Source organism: Marivirga lumbricoides (genome assembly GCF_014636295.1).
Taxonomy (GTDB): Bacteria; Bacteroidota; Bacteroidia; order Cytophagales; family Cyclobacteriaceae; genus Marivirga; species Marivirga lumbricoides.
This window is the reverse complement of sequence record NZ_BMEC01000001.1, coordinates 398034-418484: the sequence shown is the minus strand read 5'-3', so window position 1 is coordinate 418484 and position 20451 is coordinate 398034. Positions and strand designations below refer to the sequence as shown.

Below are 20451 nucleotides of genomic sequence, written 5' to 3'. Positions count from 1 at the left end.
AGCAATCAGGTCTTTTTCTTCTTCTTCTTTGCTGCCGGGAATAAAATATTGTTAAGAATTAAGCGGTAACCCGGAGAATTAGGATGAAGATTTAAGTCTGTAGGCGGTTCGCCCACATAATGCTGATAATCTTCAGGATCATGGCCACCATAAAAAGTCCAAAAGCCTTTTCCATAAATTCCATGGATGTAGCGCACTTCATCTGCTGCTTGGTTTTCCCCTAAAATAACTACATCTGACTTAACCATTTCCTTTTTGTAGGCCGTAGTTTGTCCCATAAAACCTTTCACTAATTTTTCATGGTTTTGCGTAAGCATTGTAGGAATAGGATCCCATTTGGCTGAAAACTCAAATAGGGTAAAGAAATCATTTCCCTCTTTAATTCCAGGCCGGTCGATCAGGTTTTGATCAATGTCTGAATATTCATATTCCAATGGATTCATTTTTAAGGTGAAATCCTTAAAAGCAAAAGTGTTTTCGTAATTCAGTTGTGATTGAGCATTAGGGTCAGCCGGATCTCCATCATACACCCTTCCCACTATATCAACACCATCTGCAGCAAGGGATATGTCGTAAGTGTCTGTAGCTGAACACATAGCAAAGAGGAATCCTCCTTCAGTAACAAATGAACGAATTTGCTTTACTACTGCCAATTTAAGCTGACTTACCTTCTTAAAACCGTATTTTTGTGCTAAGGCTTTATATTCATTTTGTTGTTCCACATACCAGGGTTGGTTCGCATAGGTGGCATGAAACTTTCCGAATTGTCCTGTGAAATCCTCATGGTGGAGGTGGAGCCAATCATAATCCGATAATTTTCCTGTCATCACCTCGTCATCAAAAACCACATCATAAGGGATTTCAGCGTATGTAAGCACCAATGTCACAGCATCGTCCCATGGCTGTTTTGATTTTGGTGAATACACAGCAATTTTAGGTATTTTATCCAGCCGCATCGCATCTTTGTTGGAAGAAGGGCTTGCAATATCATCTAAAAGGGCATTGGTTTGCGCATCTGAAATAATTTCATAGCTCACCCCTCTGATAATCAATTCATTAATTATTGACTGCCTGCTTTGCACTAAAAAGCTGCCACCTCTGTAATTTAGCAGCCAGTCCATTGAAACATCGTTAGATAAAACCCAATAGGCAATACCATAAGCCTTTAAATGATTTGACTGTTTTTCATCCATTGGAACCAGGATATAGTTTGCTCTTAGTTGAAAGCAAACCAAAACAGCCACAATGATTGATAAAGAAATTTTTTTATACATGGATTTATTTTTCTTTATTGAAGTATCTTTCGCTTACTATTTATTTAATAATCTATCATAAAAATACTGTCAATCAAATAATGATGCGTATTTTTATAAAATATATCGTGAAAATTAGCGATTAATTGTTAAAATTTAACAAAAAATTCAGCTTTGGACTATTTAGAAAACATTAGAGAAGGAATTCGTTCCGTAAAAGGCAATAGATTACGAACTATTTTAACAGCTTTAATTATTGCAATAGGAATAATGTCTTTGGTAGGAATTTTAACAGCTATTGAAGGAATCCAGAGTTCTGTAGGAAGTAATTTTGCCAGTTTGGGCGCGAATAATTTTGATATAGAGGCAAAAGGGCTTGATGGCCGTGGAGGTACTTCCCAGGGTGTACAGCAGAAAAAATATGAACCCATAGGTTATAAAGAGGCACAACAGTTTAAAGATAAGTATGATTATATTGGATCGGTTTCCATTTTCTCAAGAATAACGGGAAGCGGGGAAGTAAAATATGGTTCGGAAATTACCACCCCTACTATTAATATAAATGCAACCGATGAAAATTATTTTGTGCAGAATGCTTATGAGATAGCTGAAGGGAGAAACTTCACAGCACTTGAGATACAGAATAATAATAATGTTGCAGTAATAGGAGCCAATGTGGTAAAGAAACTTTTTCCTGACAATGTAAATCCCATCAATGAAAATATTTCCTTTTTAGGTAGCAGGTTTAAAATTATTGGAGTGCTGGAAGAAAAAGGAGGGATGGGAGGAGGAGGCTCTGACCAATCTATTTATATTCCTATCGGCTTGTCAACCATCGTGGCGGACAGGGTGTTGCGCTACTCTTTAACTGTTTCAGTTCCTGATCCTTTGTTATTGCAAACTGCCATTGGTGAAGCAACCGGAGTAATGCGAGGCGTAAGAGGCGATAGAGTAGGAGAGGAAAACTCTTTCAATATAGAAAAGAGTGAATCTTTAGCTGATAGGATGGAGGAAATTGCAGGCTATTTGAGAATAGGAGGTTTTTCTATCGGTGCCATCACTTTGTTGGGCGCCTCCATCGGTTTAATGAATATTATGATGGTTTCAGTAACGGAAAGAACCAGGGAAATTGGTATCAGGAAAGCAATAGGAGCCTCTCCTGCCAAGATAAGATTGCAGTTTCTGTGGGAAGCGATTGTTATTTGCCAGTTAGGAGGGTTGGCAGGCGTAATTTTAGGCATACTTATTGGTAATGGTATTTCAGCATTGATTAGCGAAGGCGGCTTTGTTGTGCCGTGGCTTTGGATGATTGTAGGCTTAATAATTTGTGTGGCGGTGGGTTTAATTTCGGGTTACTATCCTGCGCATAAAGCTTCCAAGTTAGATCCTATTGAAGCCCTTCGCTATGAATAGGCCTATAATAAATGATCTACATCTATTCAATATATTTTTCAATACTCAGCCTTTTATTGTGGGATAAACCCATTGATGAAAGTGAGGATACCTATTTTAAAGGATTTTACCACGGTAGAAATGTTTTTATCAGGAACCCTTACATAGAAAGTGAGAAGAAGTTTTGCATTGAATCCATCTACCTGAATGGTAAAAAGGTAACAGACTCCCCCAATATTTCAGCCTATGAATTGTCGATGGAAAACCTGGCACTTGATGAAAGAGTAGTCATAAGGATCGTTCATAGTGGAGTTTGCAAGCCACAGCTAATCAACCCTGAAGTGATTCAGGAAGACCTTAGCTTTTCCTGGGTAAACTTTTATATAAATGATGAAAGTATAATTTGGGTAACCAGCAAAGAAGACAGAGAAGCTAAGTACTTTGTGGAAAGAGAATCCGAAGGGAGTTGGGAAATAGTAGATACCGTTGCAACAAAAGGAGGAATCTTTATCAACCAGTACAGTCTGGAAATAGATCATAATAAAGGCGGCAATACCTACAGGATTTCCTATTTAAAGCCCGGGGGAGATCTGGAGGTTTCCGATAGCTTTTATTTCTTTTCAGATAAAAGGGAGATTAGCCATGTGGTAGATACTGATAACTGGATGATAGAATTTACAGAAGAAGTGAGTTATCAGTTGCTGAATGAGAATGGCCGTATTTTACAAAAAGGGAAAGGTGTTTCATGTAGCATTAGAAAGTTACCCCGAGGCACCTATATTCTTAAATACGAAGGCCAGGAACATGAAGTAGAAAAGTCAGGCAGGTAAAAATATACATTTGCTGAGAGCTCTTTTTGCACTATACATTGAAGGTACATAATACATTATATTTCTATTAATTGTGTCACAAAAACTTAAAGGATTCGATTTTTACTAAAATTGCCGCTTTAAATCGAATAGAGCCTATGGTTCAAAATATGTTATAATAGATTTTAATTCTCTTCTCTATTTAATTTCTGCAATCGTTTGCAAATTGGAATAAAATTTTACAATTTACTCTGCATACAGCATAAATTAATTTATAACCAAAAACCTATCTAAAATGAAGAGAATTTTAACCGCTTTAGTAGCCATTACTTTTCTATGGTCTTGTTCAAAAGATGAAGAAAAGCTGGAATTGAAAGAGGAGCTTGTAGAAACTCCACAAACTATTGAAGTAATTCCCAAGGAAAAGATTGATGAGTTTATCATTAACAGCTTAAGAAAAAACAATGAGTTTAATTGGTCTGAGGCAAATGATGTAATGCTTTGGAGCGCATTAGTGCATGCAGATAGCCTGCTTACTATAGGTTATACCGTTTCAGGAGAGGGAAATATTAACGAAAGAATTACCTCTATCAATGTAAAAGACAGAGAGTGGGTCCGTTCCAAAGATGAAATTTTGATGGAAACCACAGAAGTTTTATCATACAAATATGATAAAGAAGTAACAGTCTCTGAACTACCGAATTTTACACATGAAGTGTTGCCTTTTGTGGAGATTAAAGTAAGTGACCTGGAAGTAATTAGCCGTTTAAGATCTTTGGATAACGTGCGCTATGTAGAACCTTTAGGCTATGAAGTGAACTTTCAGACCTATGCTGCCGGTGAGCGCTACAGCGACTCAGGTTGCTCCAATGAATCGGATTTCAACCTTACACCTGATACTTATACCACTATTTCACCCAATGCAAAAATGTCCTGGAATTACCCTCATATGGGCATAGATCAGGCATGGAATTACAGTACCGGACAAGGTATTACTGTGGGCTTAATTGATACTGGTCTTTCTCCTGATCAAACTAAATTAGGCAATGAATTTAATTCAGGTTTATCGGCTAATCGTTCGGTGGAACGTTACGGATTTTATGCTACAGGAATGTGGTGGTGGAAAGAAATTGACGGACCTGACGATAAGTGTGGACATGGAACTGCTATGGCGGGTGTAATTGCAGCACCAAGAAGTACTAATGGTTCCTCCGTAGGAGTTGCCTACAATGCTAATTTAATAGGTGTTAGAGGTACAGGAGATGTTATAATTAATGGAGGAAATGAAAAAACAGGTGTTTCCGATGCCCTGGTTTATTTAGGTAACAGAAGCGATGTGAAAATCATCAGTATGTCTATAGGAGATGTTTTTACCAATTCAAAAGTAGCTGATGCTATCCGCTACGCTTACGGAAGAGGAAAGCTTATTTTCTCAGCGGCAGGAACTTCCACCAGCTTTACCAATTGGTTTGGTGTTATTTTCCCGGCTACAATGAGTGAGACAGTGGCTATTACCGGAGTAAAGGAAGGTCAGTATGTACGTTGCGATATTTGCCACTCGGGAGATAAGGTAGATTTTACCGTGGTGATGGAAAAAGCAGGTTCTAATGCTCATCCACTCTCGTTGCCTATGAGCGGTGCACAACCTTCAACAGTAGGAGGTTCTTCAGTGGCAACTGCTACTGCAGCAGGTATTGCAGCACTCGTTTGGTCTAAAAACCCCGGCTGGACACGCGATCAGGTACTGAATAAACTCAAGCAATCAGCAGATTTTTATCCTAATAGAAATTCAAGTTTCGGTTATGGCAACCTGAATGCGCTATCTGCCGTCCAATAAAATAAATCATAATATACTATTATATCTGAGGCCAACCTATTTCATTAAGGGTTGGCCTTTTTTAATAGTTCCGGGGTCTTTAAAATCTATCAACTATATTTTTATGGAAGCTTTTTCAAAACCTGAACTACTCATATTTGATGTAAATGAAACCCTGCTGGACATGTCGAATGTGAAAGAGGAGATCAACACAGTCCTTCAAAATGAATATGCTTTCAATATTTGGTTTCCGCAATTATTGAATTACGCCATGGTAGATACCATCACCAACCGCTATCACCATTTTGGGGAAATAGCTGAGGCGACCTTAAAAATGACAGCTTACAGCTTAAATAAAAAAATCAATCAGGAAGAGCTTTCATCTATTCTTAAAACAATGGCTTGTTTAACTCCGCATCCGGAGGTAGAAGAGGCAGTAAAAAAGTTGAAGGAAGCAGGCTTTACCTTGGTAGCTCTCACCAATGGCGCGCTTAAAGTAGCAAAGCAGCAAATGGAATTTGCAGGGTTAGAGTGCTATTTTGATAAAGTATTCAGTGTGGAGGAGGTGAAAGCTTTTAAACCCTCATACAAAGCTTATAATTATGTGCTTGATACAATGAAAGTAAAAGCAAAAAATGCAATGCTTGTGGCAGCACATGGCTGGGATATAGCCGGTGCCAAATCTGCAGGCCTGCAAACAGCATTTATAGCAAGAAAGGGTAAAAGCACTTACCCGCTTGCTGATGACCCTGAAATTAAGGTAAATGATTTGACTGGTTTTGCCGATTTCATCATCAATTAATGATGATGTTACACCGCTTCTTTCTTCCGCTTTTTCAGTTTAGCTATTACTATCGCCAGTAATATAATTGCTACCCCAATCCATTGAAGAGGAGTTACAACTTCCTCCAATAACCAGCTGGAAAAGAATACTGCCACAGGTAGTTCGGCAGAGCTTAAAATAGCACTTAAACTCACTCCGGTCTGCGGAATGCCATAAGCAAAGAACAAAGGAGGAATGACTGTTCCGAAAAGTGCAAAAACTAAGCCCCATTGTGTTAAGCCATTCACAAGGCTTCCATTCCATAAAAATTCAGGAGGGAAAAGAATGAAGATGAAAAAGCAGGATCCAGTAATCATCAGAGCACTTTTTTGTACAGGAAAAAGTTTATTTCCCACTCTGCCATTGGCCCAGATAAATATAGCATAGAAGAAAGCCGCTAATAAGCCGAATCCTAAGCCTTCCAGGCTCCAGGGAATATTTTCAAATGAATAAACATTTCCAGCCAGGTAAGTGCCAAATAAAATAAACAAAACAGAAACCCATTGCATAGGCTTAGGATATTTTCTATGAACAATTATCTCTATGATCATGCTGATCCAGGTAAACTGCATTAATAGTAGTATGGCAATAGATGCAGGCAGTTCCTGTATGGATTTGTAGTAGCATACGCTCACAAGCCCGGTGCTGATGCCTGTTAGCAATACCCTCCAGCTATTTTGCCAGCTAAAGTGTACTTTAATTTTTTGAAAGAGCATTCTGCCGGATAAAATAAGCCACAGAATTAGCATGCCGAAAAAAACCTGCACACCTGTTACTTCCCCAAGGGTAAAGCCTTGCTGATAAGAAATTTTAACTAAGGTGGTAAGCACTCCAAAACTGCAGGCTCCTAATAAAACTAAAATGGCTCCTCTGATCATACTTTAAAAATTGGAGCACAAAAATGAGGAAATTTTCTTTCTTATCAGGTATAAAACCAAAATTGTATAAGATATAATAGTGACTCGACAGTGCAGATGGATAACCTTGAGTGAGCAGGCCATTCTTATGAACCATCATCAAAACAGCCTGGTATTTTGCATTTTTTAATGCTTTAATTCTCTTTTAAGAATTAATCCTAGAAGTGTTAAATAATGATTGCACATAATCGCATCATTTAAAATAATAGTGCGTAAGATTAAGTAAGTCGTTATTTTTTAATGCGTTACAGATTATAAAGTCTGTAATTTTTTTAATGTAAAATTTAAACATTATGCCGAATAAAGACATCCCTCAAATAAAGAATGAAGAGCAGTATGAAGCCCTTCGAGATCAGGGAATGAGCAAGCAGAAAGCTGCCAGAATCGCTAACACCAAAAACAAAGATATGGACACCGGTGGTGAGAAGTATGAGAAGAGAAGTAAAGAAGATCTTTATCAGAAAGCCAAAGAAGTTGGCATTGAAGGCAGAAGCAAAATGACTAAAAAAGAACTTATAGAAGCCTTAAGGAAAGGCTGATTTTTTAACCTTAAAAACCAAAAATTATGAACCAACAAGAAAATATTGATTCACTGAATAAATTATTAACGAGAAATTACGATGCTGAAAAAGGCTATCAGCAGATTGCCGAAAAAACAGATAGAAATGACTTGAAAGAATTTTTTCGGCAAAGCTATAAAGAGCGCTACCAATTTGGCCATGAAATAAAGGAGATTTTGCAGGAATATGGCGCTAAGCCTGACAAAGGTTCAAGTGCTTTAGGTGATGCTCACAGAGCCTGGATAGACCTGAAAGATTGGTTAACAGGTGAGGATTACGAAGCAATTGTAAATGAAGCTATCAGAGGAGAAAAATCTGCAATTAAAGATTACGAGGAGATTATTGATAATTCTTCTCTTCAGGTAGAACATAAAAGAACCCTTTCTGACCAATTGGGAGCAATTAAAACTGCTGAGGCAGAGTTGGAAAGTATGAGTAAAGTACTTTAATAACTCACTTAAATTAATTTAGAACTATAAAAAATTATAATATTATGGGAAGATTAGAAAATAGAAAAGTAGCTATTTTAACAGAAACAGGTTTTGAGGAATCAGAATTATTGAGTCCTAAAGACAGACTTGAAAAAGAAGGAGCTACAGTACATGTTATTTCACCTTCGAAGAAATTAAGAAGCTGGAATGGAGGAGAATGGAATTTGAATTTAGATGCTGACAAATTGTTAGAGGAAGTCAACGCTTCAGATTATGATGCATTAATGTTGCCTGGAGGCGTTATTAACCCTGATAAGTTACGCAGAAAGCAGGAAGCAATTGATTTCATCAAGCATTTTTTTGATGAAGGAAAGCCCATTGCTGCAATTTGCCACGGACCGCAAGTACTTATTGAAACAGGTGCTTTAAACGGAAGAGTGATGACTTCTTTCCCAAGTATAAGAACAGATTTAGAAAATGCAGGTGTTTCCTGGGAGGATAAAGAAGTGGTGGTAGATCAGGGATTAACTACCAGCCGCTCTCCTGATGATTTAGATGCATTTAACAGAAAAATGGTGGAAGAATTTGCAGAAGGAGTTCACGAAGGAAACAAAACTTTGTAAATTTCAATTCTGGATTAGAATTAAAGCTAAAAGCCTCAAATCATTACGATTTGAGGCTTTTTTTATGAGGTTACGTAAAGGGTTGGTAATTTCTGTTGATTAAGACTCATCATCTCGGAGCTTAGAATTTGGAATCCAGACTCTAACCTCTAAGTTCTAGACTCTAGAATCTGGAATCTATGCTCTAGACTCTAGAATCTAGACTCTATGCTCTAGCATCTAAGCTCTTCATTCCAGTATCTAATTCCTATACTCAGGATTAGGATTATCTTTATCTCCCTTTTCCGACCATTCCTTGCTGTTGTTTCCATAGCCTGGTACACCTTTATTATCTTTCAATGTTTTAGCAAAATGCATCAGGTTCCAGGTCATAAAAGTAGTGTTCCTTGTAGTGAAATTGTTTTCCGGCCCGCCTGATTCTTCATCAAGGTAGGATGGGCCCGGTCCGGCTTCTCCCACCCAGCCGGCATCTGCATTAGGGGGGATGGTGTAGCCCAGGTGTTGTAAGGAGTAAAGTAAATTCATGGAACAGTGCTTTATGCCATCTTCATTTCCAGTAATAATACATCCGCCTACACGGCCGTAATAAATGAACTGACCTTTTTCATTGGTCTGGCCTGAGCTACCATATAATCTTTCAATAACCATTGAAGCTACGGCCGATTTTTCACCTAACCATATGGGCGAACCAATGACTAAAATATCAGCATCAAGAATTTTCTTTTGAATATCCGGCCACTCATCATCCGGCCAGCCTTTATCCCTCATATCCGGATACACACCAAAAGCAATTTTGTGGTCTACCGCCCTGATCATTTCCGTTTGCACGCCATTTTCTTTCATGATGGTTTCACTCATCTTCATCAAGCCTTCCGTGTTGGATACATCAGGTGATTTTTTAAGTGTACAATTGAGAAACACAGCTTTTAAATTGGAGAAATCGTATGGATTTTCTTTGTTTAATTTTTGTTGGAATGAATTGAGTTTCATTGATAAGGTTTTATAGTGCTACATAGAAAAAATGACTCTTGCCATTATCATTAAAAACGTGCCTACGCTTAAAAGTTAGTGAACTGTGCACAAAATCTACTTTCAGAAGCATCAAAAAAAAGTCACCACATTGCTGCGGTGACTTTAAAACCAAACCACTATTTACTATTAAAATTAAAGAGAATTTAATGACCAGTCATAGTCATAAAATTGAATGCTGTAATCACCCGGGATTTTTTGCGTTCTGTACTTGTTAATATAGGCTAGTACTGTAGCATTCCCTTCTAAAAATTCCTTTTCATACCACTTGAAAATCATTGAAACATTTACCTTTTTTGTTTGATTATCTACTTTGATAAACTCCGGATTGTTGACCGCCCTGGTGGTTCTGCTCACTAATTGTTCCTCCAAATTCTCAGGATTAAAAGCAAAATTGGCTAACTCCGGGCATCCTGTTGCAGCACAAGAAAAGGCAAAATGTACGCGGGGATCCCTGAACTTAAGGATTACTTTACCCTTCTCAATCTGATCTAAAGTGAGGCTTTCTCCTGCAACATCATGTTTCACTTTATCAAAAAAGCCGTTTCTGTCCAGTGCGGATTTTAGCGGGTAGTATTTGGCTATCTGATGGATGACAATAAGATTATAAGCATTAATGTAGAAAGCTTTTACCTGTGCTTCTGTTGATTTGGATAAATCAATTGATTGTAGCGAAGAATATAATTTATCTACCTCACTGAAATTGTCCTTCAGGCTTTTATAATTTACTTTGCCTTTCATCACATTCTTCCGGAAGAACTGATCGGCCTGTTGATTGAAAGTAGAGGTGCTTTGTGCCTGCAGAAGCGTGTTATGGAACTGTAATGTTGTAATCAGTAAAATAAATAGGATATGTTTCATGAGCATATTTGTTTATATTGATGGAAATAATTACGTAAATATGGCTTTATCAGATTGAGCTTAATTGTCTTGGGCTGGACAATAGGGCTATTTTAAATGATATAATATTGTATTCAGCCTAGAAAATAAATTTTATGAGGAAAATAGTAATTATCGGTAATGGCATTGCAGGTGTAACAGCTGCAAGGCATATCAGGAAGCACAGCGATGATGCCATTACACTCATTTCAGCTGAAACCGATCATTTCTTTTCGCGCACAGCCCTCATGTACATCTACATGGGGCATATGAAATACCAACACACCAAACCTTATGAGGATTTTTTCTGGGAGAAAAACAAAATTAACCTTTTGAGGGATTATGTGGAGGAGATTGACTTCGCTCAGAAGCAATTAAAGTTGAGCAAAAGCGAATCAATGCATTATGATGTTTTAATTCTGGCGGTAGGCTCAAAGCCCAACAAGTTTGGCTGGCCCGGTCAGGAGTTAAAAGCTGTGCAGGGCTTGTACAGCTTTCAGGACCTAGAAACAATGGAGGAATATACCCCCGGAACCAGGCATGCAGTAATAGTGGGAGGTGGTTTAATAGGTATTGAAATGGCAGAAATGTTTCACTCTCGCCATATAGAAGTGACTATGCTGGTAAGGGAGAGCAGCTTCTGGAGCAACGTTTTACCTCCTGAAGAATCAGCAATGGTGAATAGACAGATCAAAAAAAATGGAATTAAGCTGCAGCTGGAGTCTGAAATTGAAGAGATAATTGATGATGGAAACGGCAGGGCAGGAGCTGTTAAGTTAAAAGGAGGCGCAATAATTGATTGTCAGTTTGTTGGTTTAACTGTAGGTGTTTCCCCCAATACAGGTTTTCTGAAAAATACAGATTTGGAATTAGGAAGAGGCATAAAAGTGAATGAGTACTTTGAAACCAACCAGCCGGAGGTGTATGCCATCGGTGACTGTGCCGAATTTTTGGAAGCCCCGGCAGCAGATCGCAAAAACATTGAGCAGGTATGGTATACAGGCAGAATGCATGGCGAAACTGTTGCACAAACGATCTGTGGAAACAAAACAGCCTATCAGCCGGGTATTTGGTTCAATTCGGCCAAGTTTATAGATATTGAATACCAAACCTACGGACAAGTAGCCAATAAACCTGATGAAAATACGGAAGAGCATTTCTATTGGGAGCATAAAAGTGGTGAAAAATCTATCCGACTGGTTTTTCATAAAGAGAATAAAACCCTCAAAGGAGTAAACCTGATGGGAGTGCGGTACAGACATGAAGTATGCGATAAAATGATCAGGGATAAATGGCCTATGAAAAAAGTGTTTACCCATTTAAAAGCTGCCAACTTCGACCCTGAATTTTTTAAAAAGCATGAAGCAGAACTCATTCAAATGTATAATGAGCGATATCCGGAGGAGGCTATCAAACCCCGTAAATTATTGGGTATTTTCTCACGCTGAATGAATGGAAAGTATAATCGAATTGATTAAAAGAAATTAAAATAGAGCAATGAACTCACTCAAAATAATACATAAAGCAGGGTTACTGATATTTATCATCGGCTTCGGCTTATTTATCAGTATGTTTTTTATTGGCAAATACGAAGTAAGCGGGGAGGTACTTAAGAAGGAGCTGGGGGAAGAAAAGTTTACCAATATGTCTCCGCAATTTCAGCAGATGCTTGGTAAAACGTATTCCAGCCAGTTTACTTTTGTAAGCGACCTGAAAGCTGTTTTTTCTGCTATTAACGACTCTATTGTACAAGTATATAGTATTGATGCAAAAGTAGCATCCGAAATTGCCGGCAAAGCCTCTGACAATGTGTATAAAAAGCAATTGGTAGAAAGTTACTTTTCTGAAGATGAAGAAGTGGCTAACTGGAGGAAAGAACAGCTTTTAAGCTATACCGGATGGATGGAAGATAAATCCTACGAATCATCCGAAGCGCTGACAGCCCAGCTGGAACAATCCATTACCCAAATAAATGCTGCCATTGCAAGAACAAGAGGCTATGACAGCTACAAGGTTGGTGACCTTACAGCCAGTATCACCAAAGCGTCCAATACAGGTCATGTGGCCAAAAATCCGTGGTTATGGTTGCTTTTAGCCATTATTATTCCAATTTCAGGTGCCTTAATATATATGCTGCCTCGCCTGAAAACTACCCACTCAGGAATTAAGAACAACCATATCTTTCATAACGCCTTGACCAGTAGAGGTTGGTTGGGTATTTTTCTGGGCACTTTCCTTATTTTATTTTATGTGGTACTTTACTGGTATCCGGAGTATATGACTACATGGATAGTGATGGTTGACCCGGTGAGTAAATTGCTTAGTGGCTTCCCGGCCAGCAGATGGTTTTTATATGGGTTTTTGTATACCATAGCGATATTGGTAATGGGAATCAGGATGCTGATTAAATACAGGCACAGCCCATACCAAATGGCCAGAACTGTTTCAGTGATGTTTTTTCAGCTCTCCTTTGCCTTCATTATACCGGAAATACTGGTGCGCCTGAACCAGCCGTATATGGATTTGAAAAATATGTGGCCGCTGGACTACAGCTTCTTTTTTGATTACAAAATAAACGAGAAGCTACAGGCAGGTACTTTTGGCATTTTTATGTTGGGTTGGGGGATAGCACTATTTGCTATTGGAGTGCCTCTATTTACCTATTTGTATGGAAAAAGATGGTATTGCAGCTGGGTATGCGGCTGTGGAGGACTGGCGGAAACTTTGGGAGATCCTTACCGTCAGCTCTCTGATAAATCATTAAGTGCCTGGAAATTTGAGCGATTTAGCGTGCATGGAGTATTGGTTTTTGCTGTGGTAATGACGATAGGCGTATTATACTCCTATTTTTCCGACTCCCAGACACTGGCAGGAGTCAATACTGCTTCTTTAAGGTCTGTTTACGGTTTTACCATCGGTTCGGTATTTGCCGGAGTAATTGGTACAGGCTTTTATCCGCTGATGGGCAACAGGGTATGGTGCCGTTTTGGCTGTCCTTTGGCTGCCTATATTGGCATTATCCAACGCTTTAAATCCAAATTCAGAATAACCACCAATGGCGGGCAGTGTATTTCCTGTGGCAATTGTTCCACTTATTGTGAAATGGGTATTGACGTGCGCTGGTATGCACAACGCGGACAAAATATTGTGCGGGCATCCTGCGTAGGTTGTGGTGTATGTTCTTCCGTTTGCCCAAGAGGTGTATTAAACCTGGAAAACAGAGACTCTAAAGGCAGGTTGAACCAGCCAGTTTTAATAGGAAACGACAGCTTTGGTGTGAGGAGTTAAGCCAGGTCATTTTTAATTAGGTACGTCATTCCGAGGCACGAAGGAATCTTTTTATTAGCAACGTTCGCGATTCAACTCAACCCAGCCCAACCAAAGGGCTGGCAGGCCAGAATTTTACAAGGCACGAGTAAAATATCAGGAATCTTTCGAACGAGGCAAAGCATTGTTACCTGTGCGATCAGATTAATCGTATTTCAACCTGCGGTTTAATTGGTAGGAATCTTTTCAAAACGCATCGTCATTCCGAGGCACGAAGGAATCCTAAGGTTAGAACTTCTCACCTAAATTCATTCCATTGCCAAAAGCACAACATCTTTTCTCCAAAACCACGTTACATTGGGTGCTCATGATAAATACTACACTGTTCGATAACCAAATAATGTTTGTTAAAACCGAGCGGGCTGGTCGACAAAAAGGCGGGGAGCGCGTTGTATTGTAGCGTAGGAGCCAGCCTCTGGCTGGCATCTTTTTGATCAAGTCATCGCAGTTATTGGAACTGAACTTCAAATGAGATAGCAGGACTTTTGCTATATTAGAAAATAGAGCTAAAGCTGATTAGTTTTCTGCTTACTTACATCTGTGAGGCTATCCCCTTGAGGGGATTATAGGGGTGTTTTATGACATAGAATAGTTTTCCATTGAAGGAAATCAAGTCTTGTTATATAGTAGCAAAAAGATAAAGAATAAAATTTTGTTTAAAATACGTTAAAGTGTAATTGAAACCTCAGTATTTAGTAAAACTTCTCTTTTTTGAGGTTTTATACTTAGTTTTAAAGTTTAAGAAACACTTATTAAGGTCAGTATATCTAGTTTTTGAGTTCAATTTCATTTTCCATGAGTAGCCTACATTTTTCAAAAAGGACAGCATGTTTTCCTCAAAACCACTGCCTTCCTGTTAAACTTGTACTAAATTTTATTTTGGAGGGTGAATACTTTAAATCAGTAAACTGATGTGGTATAAAAGAAAAGCCCCTAATTAAGTAAATCAGAGGCTCAATTTTTTATTTCTTCAAAAGATAAATGCTTTGTATTTCTTTGTCCCTTATGTTCAATTCATACAAAACCTCTAAGTCGTTATAGAACATATTTCCGAAAACAGTGCCTCTTTCATCTCCAACATCAGTGGTTTTGACAAATTGCTTTCCATAATTTTTATGATCATCGTAATGCGATACAAGTGCAAATTCTGAATTCTTTCTGATGTTATCTACATTTTGCACTTTCGAATTTGACCCATCAGGGCTAATAATGAATCTATAGTAAGAAGCAGACATTCTTCCCGCCACATTTACCGCCACATTTACTGTGCCATCAGGTAGTACAATAAAAGAGAGCCCTCTTAAACCAGGTGTAGCATGCACATTGAAATGTTTATTTTCAACCATTTCAGCATTGTCAGTAAGCTCCTTTTTCCAAATCTGATTCCCTTTAAGATCGTATTTAATTACATAAGCCCCTTCATATTTGGCAGCTATTTTCTTGAATTTTCCCGGTCCCATTAATCCATACAGATAAATGTGATTCCCTTCAAAATAAATTCCCGTGAAACCTCCATAGGTTGGATAAATAGCTCTTGATTGGTTGTTTACTGTATAATCAAGGTTGGCTTGGTCTGAAAAGATTCGCGCATGGATTTTATCTAAACGTGTTGGTCTGATAAATGCATTATCTAGTTTAACATTTAGGGTGAAGTTTTCTTTCTTGTTTCCTTTGGCATCAAATGAAATAACATTTACTTCAGAAATATTTTTCTCTTCATCCACTTTCTTAGAAGCAAGAAAAAATTCCGAATCATTAAGACCAATAAATTCCCAAAAAATCTCTTTCTCGCCTTCCACAGCGGGTAAATCTAATAGCTTTCTGGAATGTGAAAAATTATCCTTATTAAAAGTATTCAGTATTAGTTTTTCGTCCCTTTTTTTCTTGTCATGGTTCTGATTGCCATTATCTGTAGCCAAATAATAGAAATTATTATCATTACAGAAAATTGTTTGCAGTTCTTTACCGAATTCATCCCTTCCTTCAATTTCATATTGAGTTAACTTTCCTTCAGAATCTATTTTAGAAATATAATGAGTTTTGTTATGGTAGCCATTAGAAGCGATCTGCACAGTATAAAGATAATTTCCGGATGGAGAGGTGATGGTTTCTATAACAGGTTGTGTGAAATCCTTATATTCCTGTTCTATTTTTGCACTCCATTCTTTGCTGAAGTTATCACTATAATTAATTACTTTAATTTCATTTTTATGATTTATTACAAAAGCAATACCTTTTCCCATGGGTAAAGTAGCTAACAAGCGTCCTTCTTCATTTAATTCAATTTTTTCAACATCTTGAGCGACACCATTGAAAAGGATTAAAAAGCAATAAATGCATAGAATCAGTGATTTTTTGTTGGGTAGTTTCATAAATTTGGTTTTATTTTTTAGAAATTGGTCTTTTGCTTATAAAAAGATGTCAGTATTTGAGTCAGTAATGTATGGGCCAATTAATAATATTTTGTGTAAGAGGAAAAATGACTTTAATTGTCTTTTCATTAGTTATCTCATGTATATTTTGACCGTTGAAATGTAAATAATAGAGCATTAAAAGTAATAGATGAGGATTAAAATACCTTACTTTTATTAATATTTCTAAAATTGAAACCCTTTAAAAAAGAGTGGCATAGAGAAATTAAGAAGGTGTTCTGCAATATAAATTGCATTTGCATGCGGATGCATATGATTGTTTTTCTAAGAAAGAGTGAAGGTAGTAGATAATCATTGAAGCTTACCCTCAATATCATTGCCGCTATATGAAGCCAACCGCTGCAAAGCACTTACATGCCGGGAGGCACATAGAAATCTCTCAAAACACACCGTCATTCCTAGGCACGAAGGAATCTTCCGATTAGAAACTTTCTCGGTTCAACTCACCCCTGTCCAGCCAAAGAGCGGGCGGACCAGAATTCTCCGCAGACACGTCATTCCGGCCAAAGGGCAGGCAGGCCAGAATTTTACGAGGCACGAGTAAAATATCAGGAATCTTTTGAACGATGCAAAGCATTGTTATCTAATTTATTAGAAGAAAGATATTTAAACCTGCGGTTTAAATCAACAGATTCCCTTCTGCAAGGGAATAGCCTGCCCCGCATGTAAAGCGCGGGGACGCTCTAATCTAACTTTGTATTTAAGATAGCTGTAATTGCTTTTAAGGTAAATAATGCCCACCATTGGAAGGTTACTTTTAACAATTGTTGTTGTATGAAGCTCTCTGCTGAAAAAAAATATTGTTTATTCCGAGGCACGAAGGAATCTTTTCACCAGAACTCCGTCCCCAAAACACCACCTACTGTTAGGTGTATTTCTTTATTTTTAGATGAGTAGGTATGATTTGATTTGGGAAGAAGCTAATTTAATACATTTAATATAGTAACCGTGAGATAAGCATTGACAAGCAACTACACAAAATCTACATTTTATAATTCAAACCCATTTAACGATGGTTCAACTCAAAATTCTTTCATAAATTGGCTATAAGATTAACCTTTACGCCTACACTATGAGTAATTGAAATTTCAATGATCACAAATAAAGAAAAACGAGTAAAATACCTGGGGTTTGATGATAAGTGGTTTACTATTATCGGGATTTTGCTATTGGGCTTATCAACCGGCTTTATCTTTAATGCAGCCAATGTAAATCTCACCACTGTTGAATTCGTCTTAACCTTTATCGTTTCTTTATTTTTTTCCGGATGCGATTGGTTGATCAATAGGTTGATCTTAATACAGTTAAGAAAAGCGTATCCGGGCTTAAAGGATAGCGCTAAGCGTATTCTCTTCCTTTTTTTCTGCATCACAATCACTGTGATCCTAGTTGATTTTCTAGGCGTTAGCCTAATTTCCTCGGTTGCGGAGAATATTGGCGGTAATGTTCAGAGTGGTAATTTTCAAGAAAGAACCAGAACATTGGTAGTCATCGTTTTTCTCACTATGATGGTCATGGCCATTTATGAAGCCATTTACTTCTTCGTTTTACTCAAAAAATCAGTCAGAGAAGAAGAACAGGCAAAGCAAGCGATCATTCAAGCCGAGTTGGACACACTTCGTAATCAGGTGCAACCTCACTTTTTTTTCAATACCTTGAACACACTGCGCGATATCATAGACCAAAGCCCGAAAGAAGATGCCAGGCAATTTGTAGACAAACTATCGGATATCTATCGCTTTTTGCTGGAATCAGGTAATAGCCATCTGATTTCATTGAAAGCCGAGCTTAAGTTTGCGAAGGCCTATATTCACATACAATCTGAACGATTTGGCGAGAACCTAAAATTGAATTGGAACATTCCCCCAACGCTGGAAGATAAGATGATTGCACCGATGAGCCTCCAATTGCTTTTAGAAAATGCAATTAAACACAATGTGATTTCCAGGGCCAAACCTCTGGTGATTGACGTTGACATTGCTGATGATTATATTGTAGTATCTAATAAAATTCAAAAAAAGTCCACACAACTACCTTCTACCAAAATGGGGTTAAAAAATATTGAAAAACGGTATACGCTTATTTCAGACAGATCAATTGAAGTAAAGAATGATGGCAACTACTTTTTAGTTTCGCTCCCCTTGTTGAATGAAAGCACACTTAAAGAATGACGATGCAAATATTAATCATTGAAGACGAAATCCGGGCAGTGAGCCAATTACAATCCATGTTAAAAGCCTGTGACTTTACCTTCGAATTGCTGGGAATCATCGATACAGTGGAAGATGCGGTGCTGTGGTTTCAGCAAAACGAAGCCCCCGATCTCGTATTCATGGACATTCAACTGGCCGATGGGTTAAGCTTTGAAATTTTCCAGAAAACAACTGTAAAGGCTCCCATTATCTTTACAACGGCCTTTGACCAATACGCTATTCAGGCTTTCAAAGTGAACAGTGTTGACTATTTACTTAAGCCCATACAAAAGACAGATTTGAAAGGAGCACTTGACAAATTCCTTCAATCCAATAATTCTTCTACATTAGATACTGCTACTTTAAAGCAACTGCTTAGTGATTTACAAGTACCTGCTGTAAGAGAGGGGATATTAGTGAAATCAGGAAACGGATTTGTACAACTCAAAATATCGGAGATACTCTATTGTTATTCTGAGGATAGCATCACTTTTGGCGTCACAAGAGACAAACGCTTTATCATCGAGGAAACCATTGATGAGCTATTCGGTTCATTAGATCAGACCAAATTCTTTAAAATCAATCGAGCTCAGGTTGTGGCGAAATCTTCTGTTTTAAAAATAGAGCCTTATTTCAACCACCGTGTGATCCTTTCTGTGAGCAACCCAAGAGATCAGGAATTCATTGTAAGCCGACCCAAAACCAGCGACTTCAAGAATTGGATGAACGGCTAACCCGGCCATTACAATTCAACCAGCCTTGACGATAGTCCAGCTAAAACATCTTTCTAGCCTGCCAATAAGCATTGATATTGCACCCATATCAATTTAAAAAAACAGAAAGATGAAAAAATTCACACTCAGACAAATCGTATTTCCCGTAGTTACGCTGGCTATTATCCTTTTCATGTACTTTGGCCCTGTTACCAGAACAATTTTCGAGAACATCATTCTCTCTTTAGTAATTATTGTAGCTAATTATTTCGAATACAAGGGAAAACCTTTTGCAGCAATTGGAATGTATCGTAAAAACTTCACCGCGAAAAACCTATTGGTACTAGCTCCATTAACTGCTTTTGGGCTTTTCGTTTTTTATGTCGCGGCACTTGTTCCTACAATTGAGATGCTGACTGGCATTCCTATTGATTTGTCGCAATTGGCTGATTTAGAGGGAGATCTTCCCACTACCTTAATCTGGCTGGGAGTGGTTTGGGCTACTGCAGCATTTGGAGAAGAAATCATTTTCCGAGGCTTTTTGATGCGACAATTCGTTAAGTTCTTCGGTGACAGCAAAATAAGCATCGCCATCAATATTCTAATTATCTGCGGCTTCTTCGGTTACATGCACATGCAGCAAGGAATCACCGGACAACTTGTTGCCGCATCTACAGGGGCGCTCTTATCGATCATTTTCTATAAGCGCAATTACGATCTGTGGTTTACGATTATGGTACATGGCTTTTTTAATACGCTAGGCATACTCAGCTTCTACTTTGGATTGGTTCAACAATAAGCTCAAACACCGTTGCATTGAGGTATTTGCAGTTGAGAATAGTATATAAATACTGGTACTGGTCATTCCGAGGAACAAAAGGATTTGTAATAAGATAATTGGTTATTCCGAGGCACGAAGGAATCTTTTTAAAACATACCTTCATTCCAAGGCACGAAGGAATCTTAAAATTAGAACTCCTCAACTCAATTTTCCTCATACCCAAAAGCACAGCATCTTTTTTCTAAAACCACCGCATCTTTTTCAATTTTTTACGATTTATCCTCATTTTATATACCCAACCTTGGGTATTTTTCATTGATTTTCAGTCGATTATGTAGGATTTTATTGTAAAAGAAAGTATGTTCATCGCTTTGGAAACAATAACTGATCAATAACCATTTGTATATGTTTATTGTCGGTTAAAAAATAAATATAGTTCGGATATAACAACTTTGGTTACTATGTCTAGAAGGT

General features: G+C 37.9%; 17 protein-coding genes. 12 read left to right on the top strand and 5 right to left on the bottom strand.

Features of this window, described 5'->3' with window-relative positions:
• Positions 1-5 precede the first annotated feature (5 nt).
• Complete coding sequence (locus tag IEV85_RS01780) at positions 6-1274, bottom strand: asparagine synthetase B (RefSeq protein WP_188460083.1); 1269 nt, start codon at positions 1272-1274, stop codon at positions 6-8.
• A gap of 153 nt (positions 1275-1427) precedes the next feature.
• Between IEV85_RS01780 and IEV85_RS01775 the strand changes: the two genes are divergently transcribed.
• From IEV85_RS01775 to IEV85_RS01760, 4 genes are all read left to right on the top strand, one after another.
• On the top strand, positions 1428-2666 hold the full coding sequence (locus tag IEV85_RS01775; RefSeq protein ID WP_188460082.1) for an ABC transporter permease: 1239 nt from the start codon (positions 1428-1430) through the stop codon (positions 2664-2666).
• 11 nt (positions 2667-2677) lie between these two features.
• Positions 2678-3475 carry a hypothetical protein gene (locus IEV85_RS01770; protein WP_188460081.1) on the top strand — a complete coding sequence of 266 codons (798 nt, stop codon included), beginning with the start codon at positions 2678-2680 and terminating at the stop codon, positions 3473-3475.
• Between the two features lie 274 nt (positions 3476-3749).
• A complete protein-coding gene (locus IEV85_RS01765; RefSeq protein WP_188460080.1) occupies positions 3750-5291 on the top strand; it encodes a S8 family serine peptidase in 1542 nt (513 codons plus the stop codon).
• Between the two features lie 103 nt (positions 5292-5394).
• On the top strand, positions 5395-6072 hold the full coding sequence (locus IEV85_RS01760; RefSeq protein ID WP_188460079.1) for a haloacid dehalogenase type II: 678 nt from the start codon (positions 5395-5397) through the stop codon (positions 6070-6072).
• A gap of 8 nt (positions 6073-6080) precedes the next feature.
• Here the strand turns inward: IEV85_RS01760 and IEV85_RS01755 are convergent, their stop codons facing one another.
• Complete coding sequence (locus IEV85_RS01755) at positions 6081-6971, bottom strand: EamA family transporter (protein WP_188460078.1); 891 nt, start codon at positions 6969-6971, stop codon at positions 6081-6083.
• Positions 6972-7303: 332 nt separating this feature from the next.
• Between IEV85_RS01755 and IEV85_RS01750 the strand changes: the two genes are divergently transcribed.
• The 3 genes from IEV85_RS01750 to IEV85_RS01740 are packed head-to-tail and all read left to right on the top strand — an operon-like array spanning position 7304 to position 8624.
• Positions 7304-7549 (top strand): DUF7218 family protein, encoded by a 246-nt coding sequence (locus IEV85_RS01750; RefSeq protein ID WP_188460077.1) that lies wholly within the window; start codon positions 7304-7306, stop codon positions 7547-7549.
• Positions 7550-7575: 26 nt separating this feature from the next.
• Positions 7576-8019 (top strand): ferritin-like domain-containing protein, encoded by a 444-nt coding sequence (locus tag IEV85_RS01745; protein ID WP_188460076.1) that lies wholly within the window; start codon positions 7576-7578, stop codon positions 8017-8019.
• Positions 8020-8063: 44 nt separating this feature from the next.
• A complete protein-coding gene (locus IEV85_RS01740; RefSeq protein WP_188460075.1) occupies positions 8064-8624 on the top strand; it encodes a type 1 glutamine amidotransferase domain-containing protein in 561 nt (186 codons plus the stop codon).
• Positions 8625-8864: 240 nt separating this feature from the next.
• On the opposite strand, the gene IEV85_RS01735 is transcribed toward IEV85_RS01740, so the two are convergent.
• Positions 8865-9614: a flavodoxin family protein gene (locus tag IEV85_RS01735; protein ID WP_188460074.1), complete on the bottom strand. Its 750-nt coding sequence runs from the start codon at positions 9612-9614 to the stop codon at positions 8865-8867.
• A 174-nt stretch (positions 9615-9788) separates the two neighbouring features.
• Positions 9789-10514: a DUF547 domain-containing protein gene (locus tag IEV85_RS01730; protein ID WP_188460073.1), complete on the bottom strand. Its 726-nt coding sequence runs from the start codon at positions 10512-10514 to the stop codon at positions 9789-9791.
• Between the two features lie 134 nt (positions 10515-10648).
• Here IEV85_RS01730 and IEV85_RS01725 point away from each other — a divergent pair, with 134 nt between their 5' ends.
• Together IEV85_RS01725 and IEV85_RS01720 are read left to right on the top strand one after the other, a co-directional pair.
• On the top strand, positions 10649-11980 hold the full coding sequence (locus IEV85_RS01725; protein ID WP_188460072.1) for an NAD(P)/FAD-dependent oxidoreductase: 1332 nt from the start codon (positions 10649-10651) through the stop codon (positions 11978-11980).
• Between the two features lie 49 nt (positions 11981-12029).
• Positions 12030-13820 (top strand): 4Fe-4S binding protein, encoded by a 1791-nt coding sequence (locus IEV85_RS01720; protein WP_188460071.1) that lies wholly within the window; start codon positions 12030-12032, stop codon positions 13818-13820.
• Positions 13821-14821: 1001 nt separating this feature from the next.
• Here the strand turns inward: IEV85_RS01720 and IEV85_RS01715 are convergent.
• On the bottom strand, positions 14822-16231 hold the full coding sequence (locus tag IEV85_RS01715) for a hypothetical protein (RefSeq protein WP_188460070.1): 1410 nt from the start codon (positions 16229-16231) through the stop codon (positions 14822-14824).
• A gap of 1151 nt (positions 16232-17382) precedes the next feature.
• Between IEV85_RS01715 and IEV85_RS01710 the strand changes: the two genes are divergently transcribed.
• The 3 genes from IEV85_RS01710 to IEV85_RS01700 all read left to right on the top strand — a co-directional run bounded on the left by IEV85_RS01710 (position 17383) and on the right by IEV85_RS01700 (position 19995).
• A complete protein-coding gene (locus IEV85_RS01710; RefSeq protein WP_188460069.1) occupies positions 17383-18462 on the top strand; it encodes a sensor histidine kinase in 1080 nt (359 codons plus the stop codon).
• 2 nt (positions 18463-18464) lie between these two features.
• The gene (locus IEV85_RS01705; RefSeq protein WP_188460068.1) at positions 18465-19217 is read left to right on the top strand and encodes a LytTR family transcriptional regulator DNA-binding domain-containing protein; all 753 of its coding nucleotides are present in this window, start codon (positions 18465-18467) and stop codon (positions 19215-19217) included.
• Positions 19218-19326: 109 nt separating this feature from the next.
• Positions 19327-19995, top strand: coding sequence for a CPBP family intramembrane glutamic endopeptidase (locus IEV85_RS01700; protein WP_188460067.1), 669 nt, complete (start codon positions 19327-19329; stop codon positions 19993-19995).
• Positions 19996-20451 lie beyond the last annotated feature (456 nt).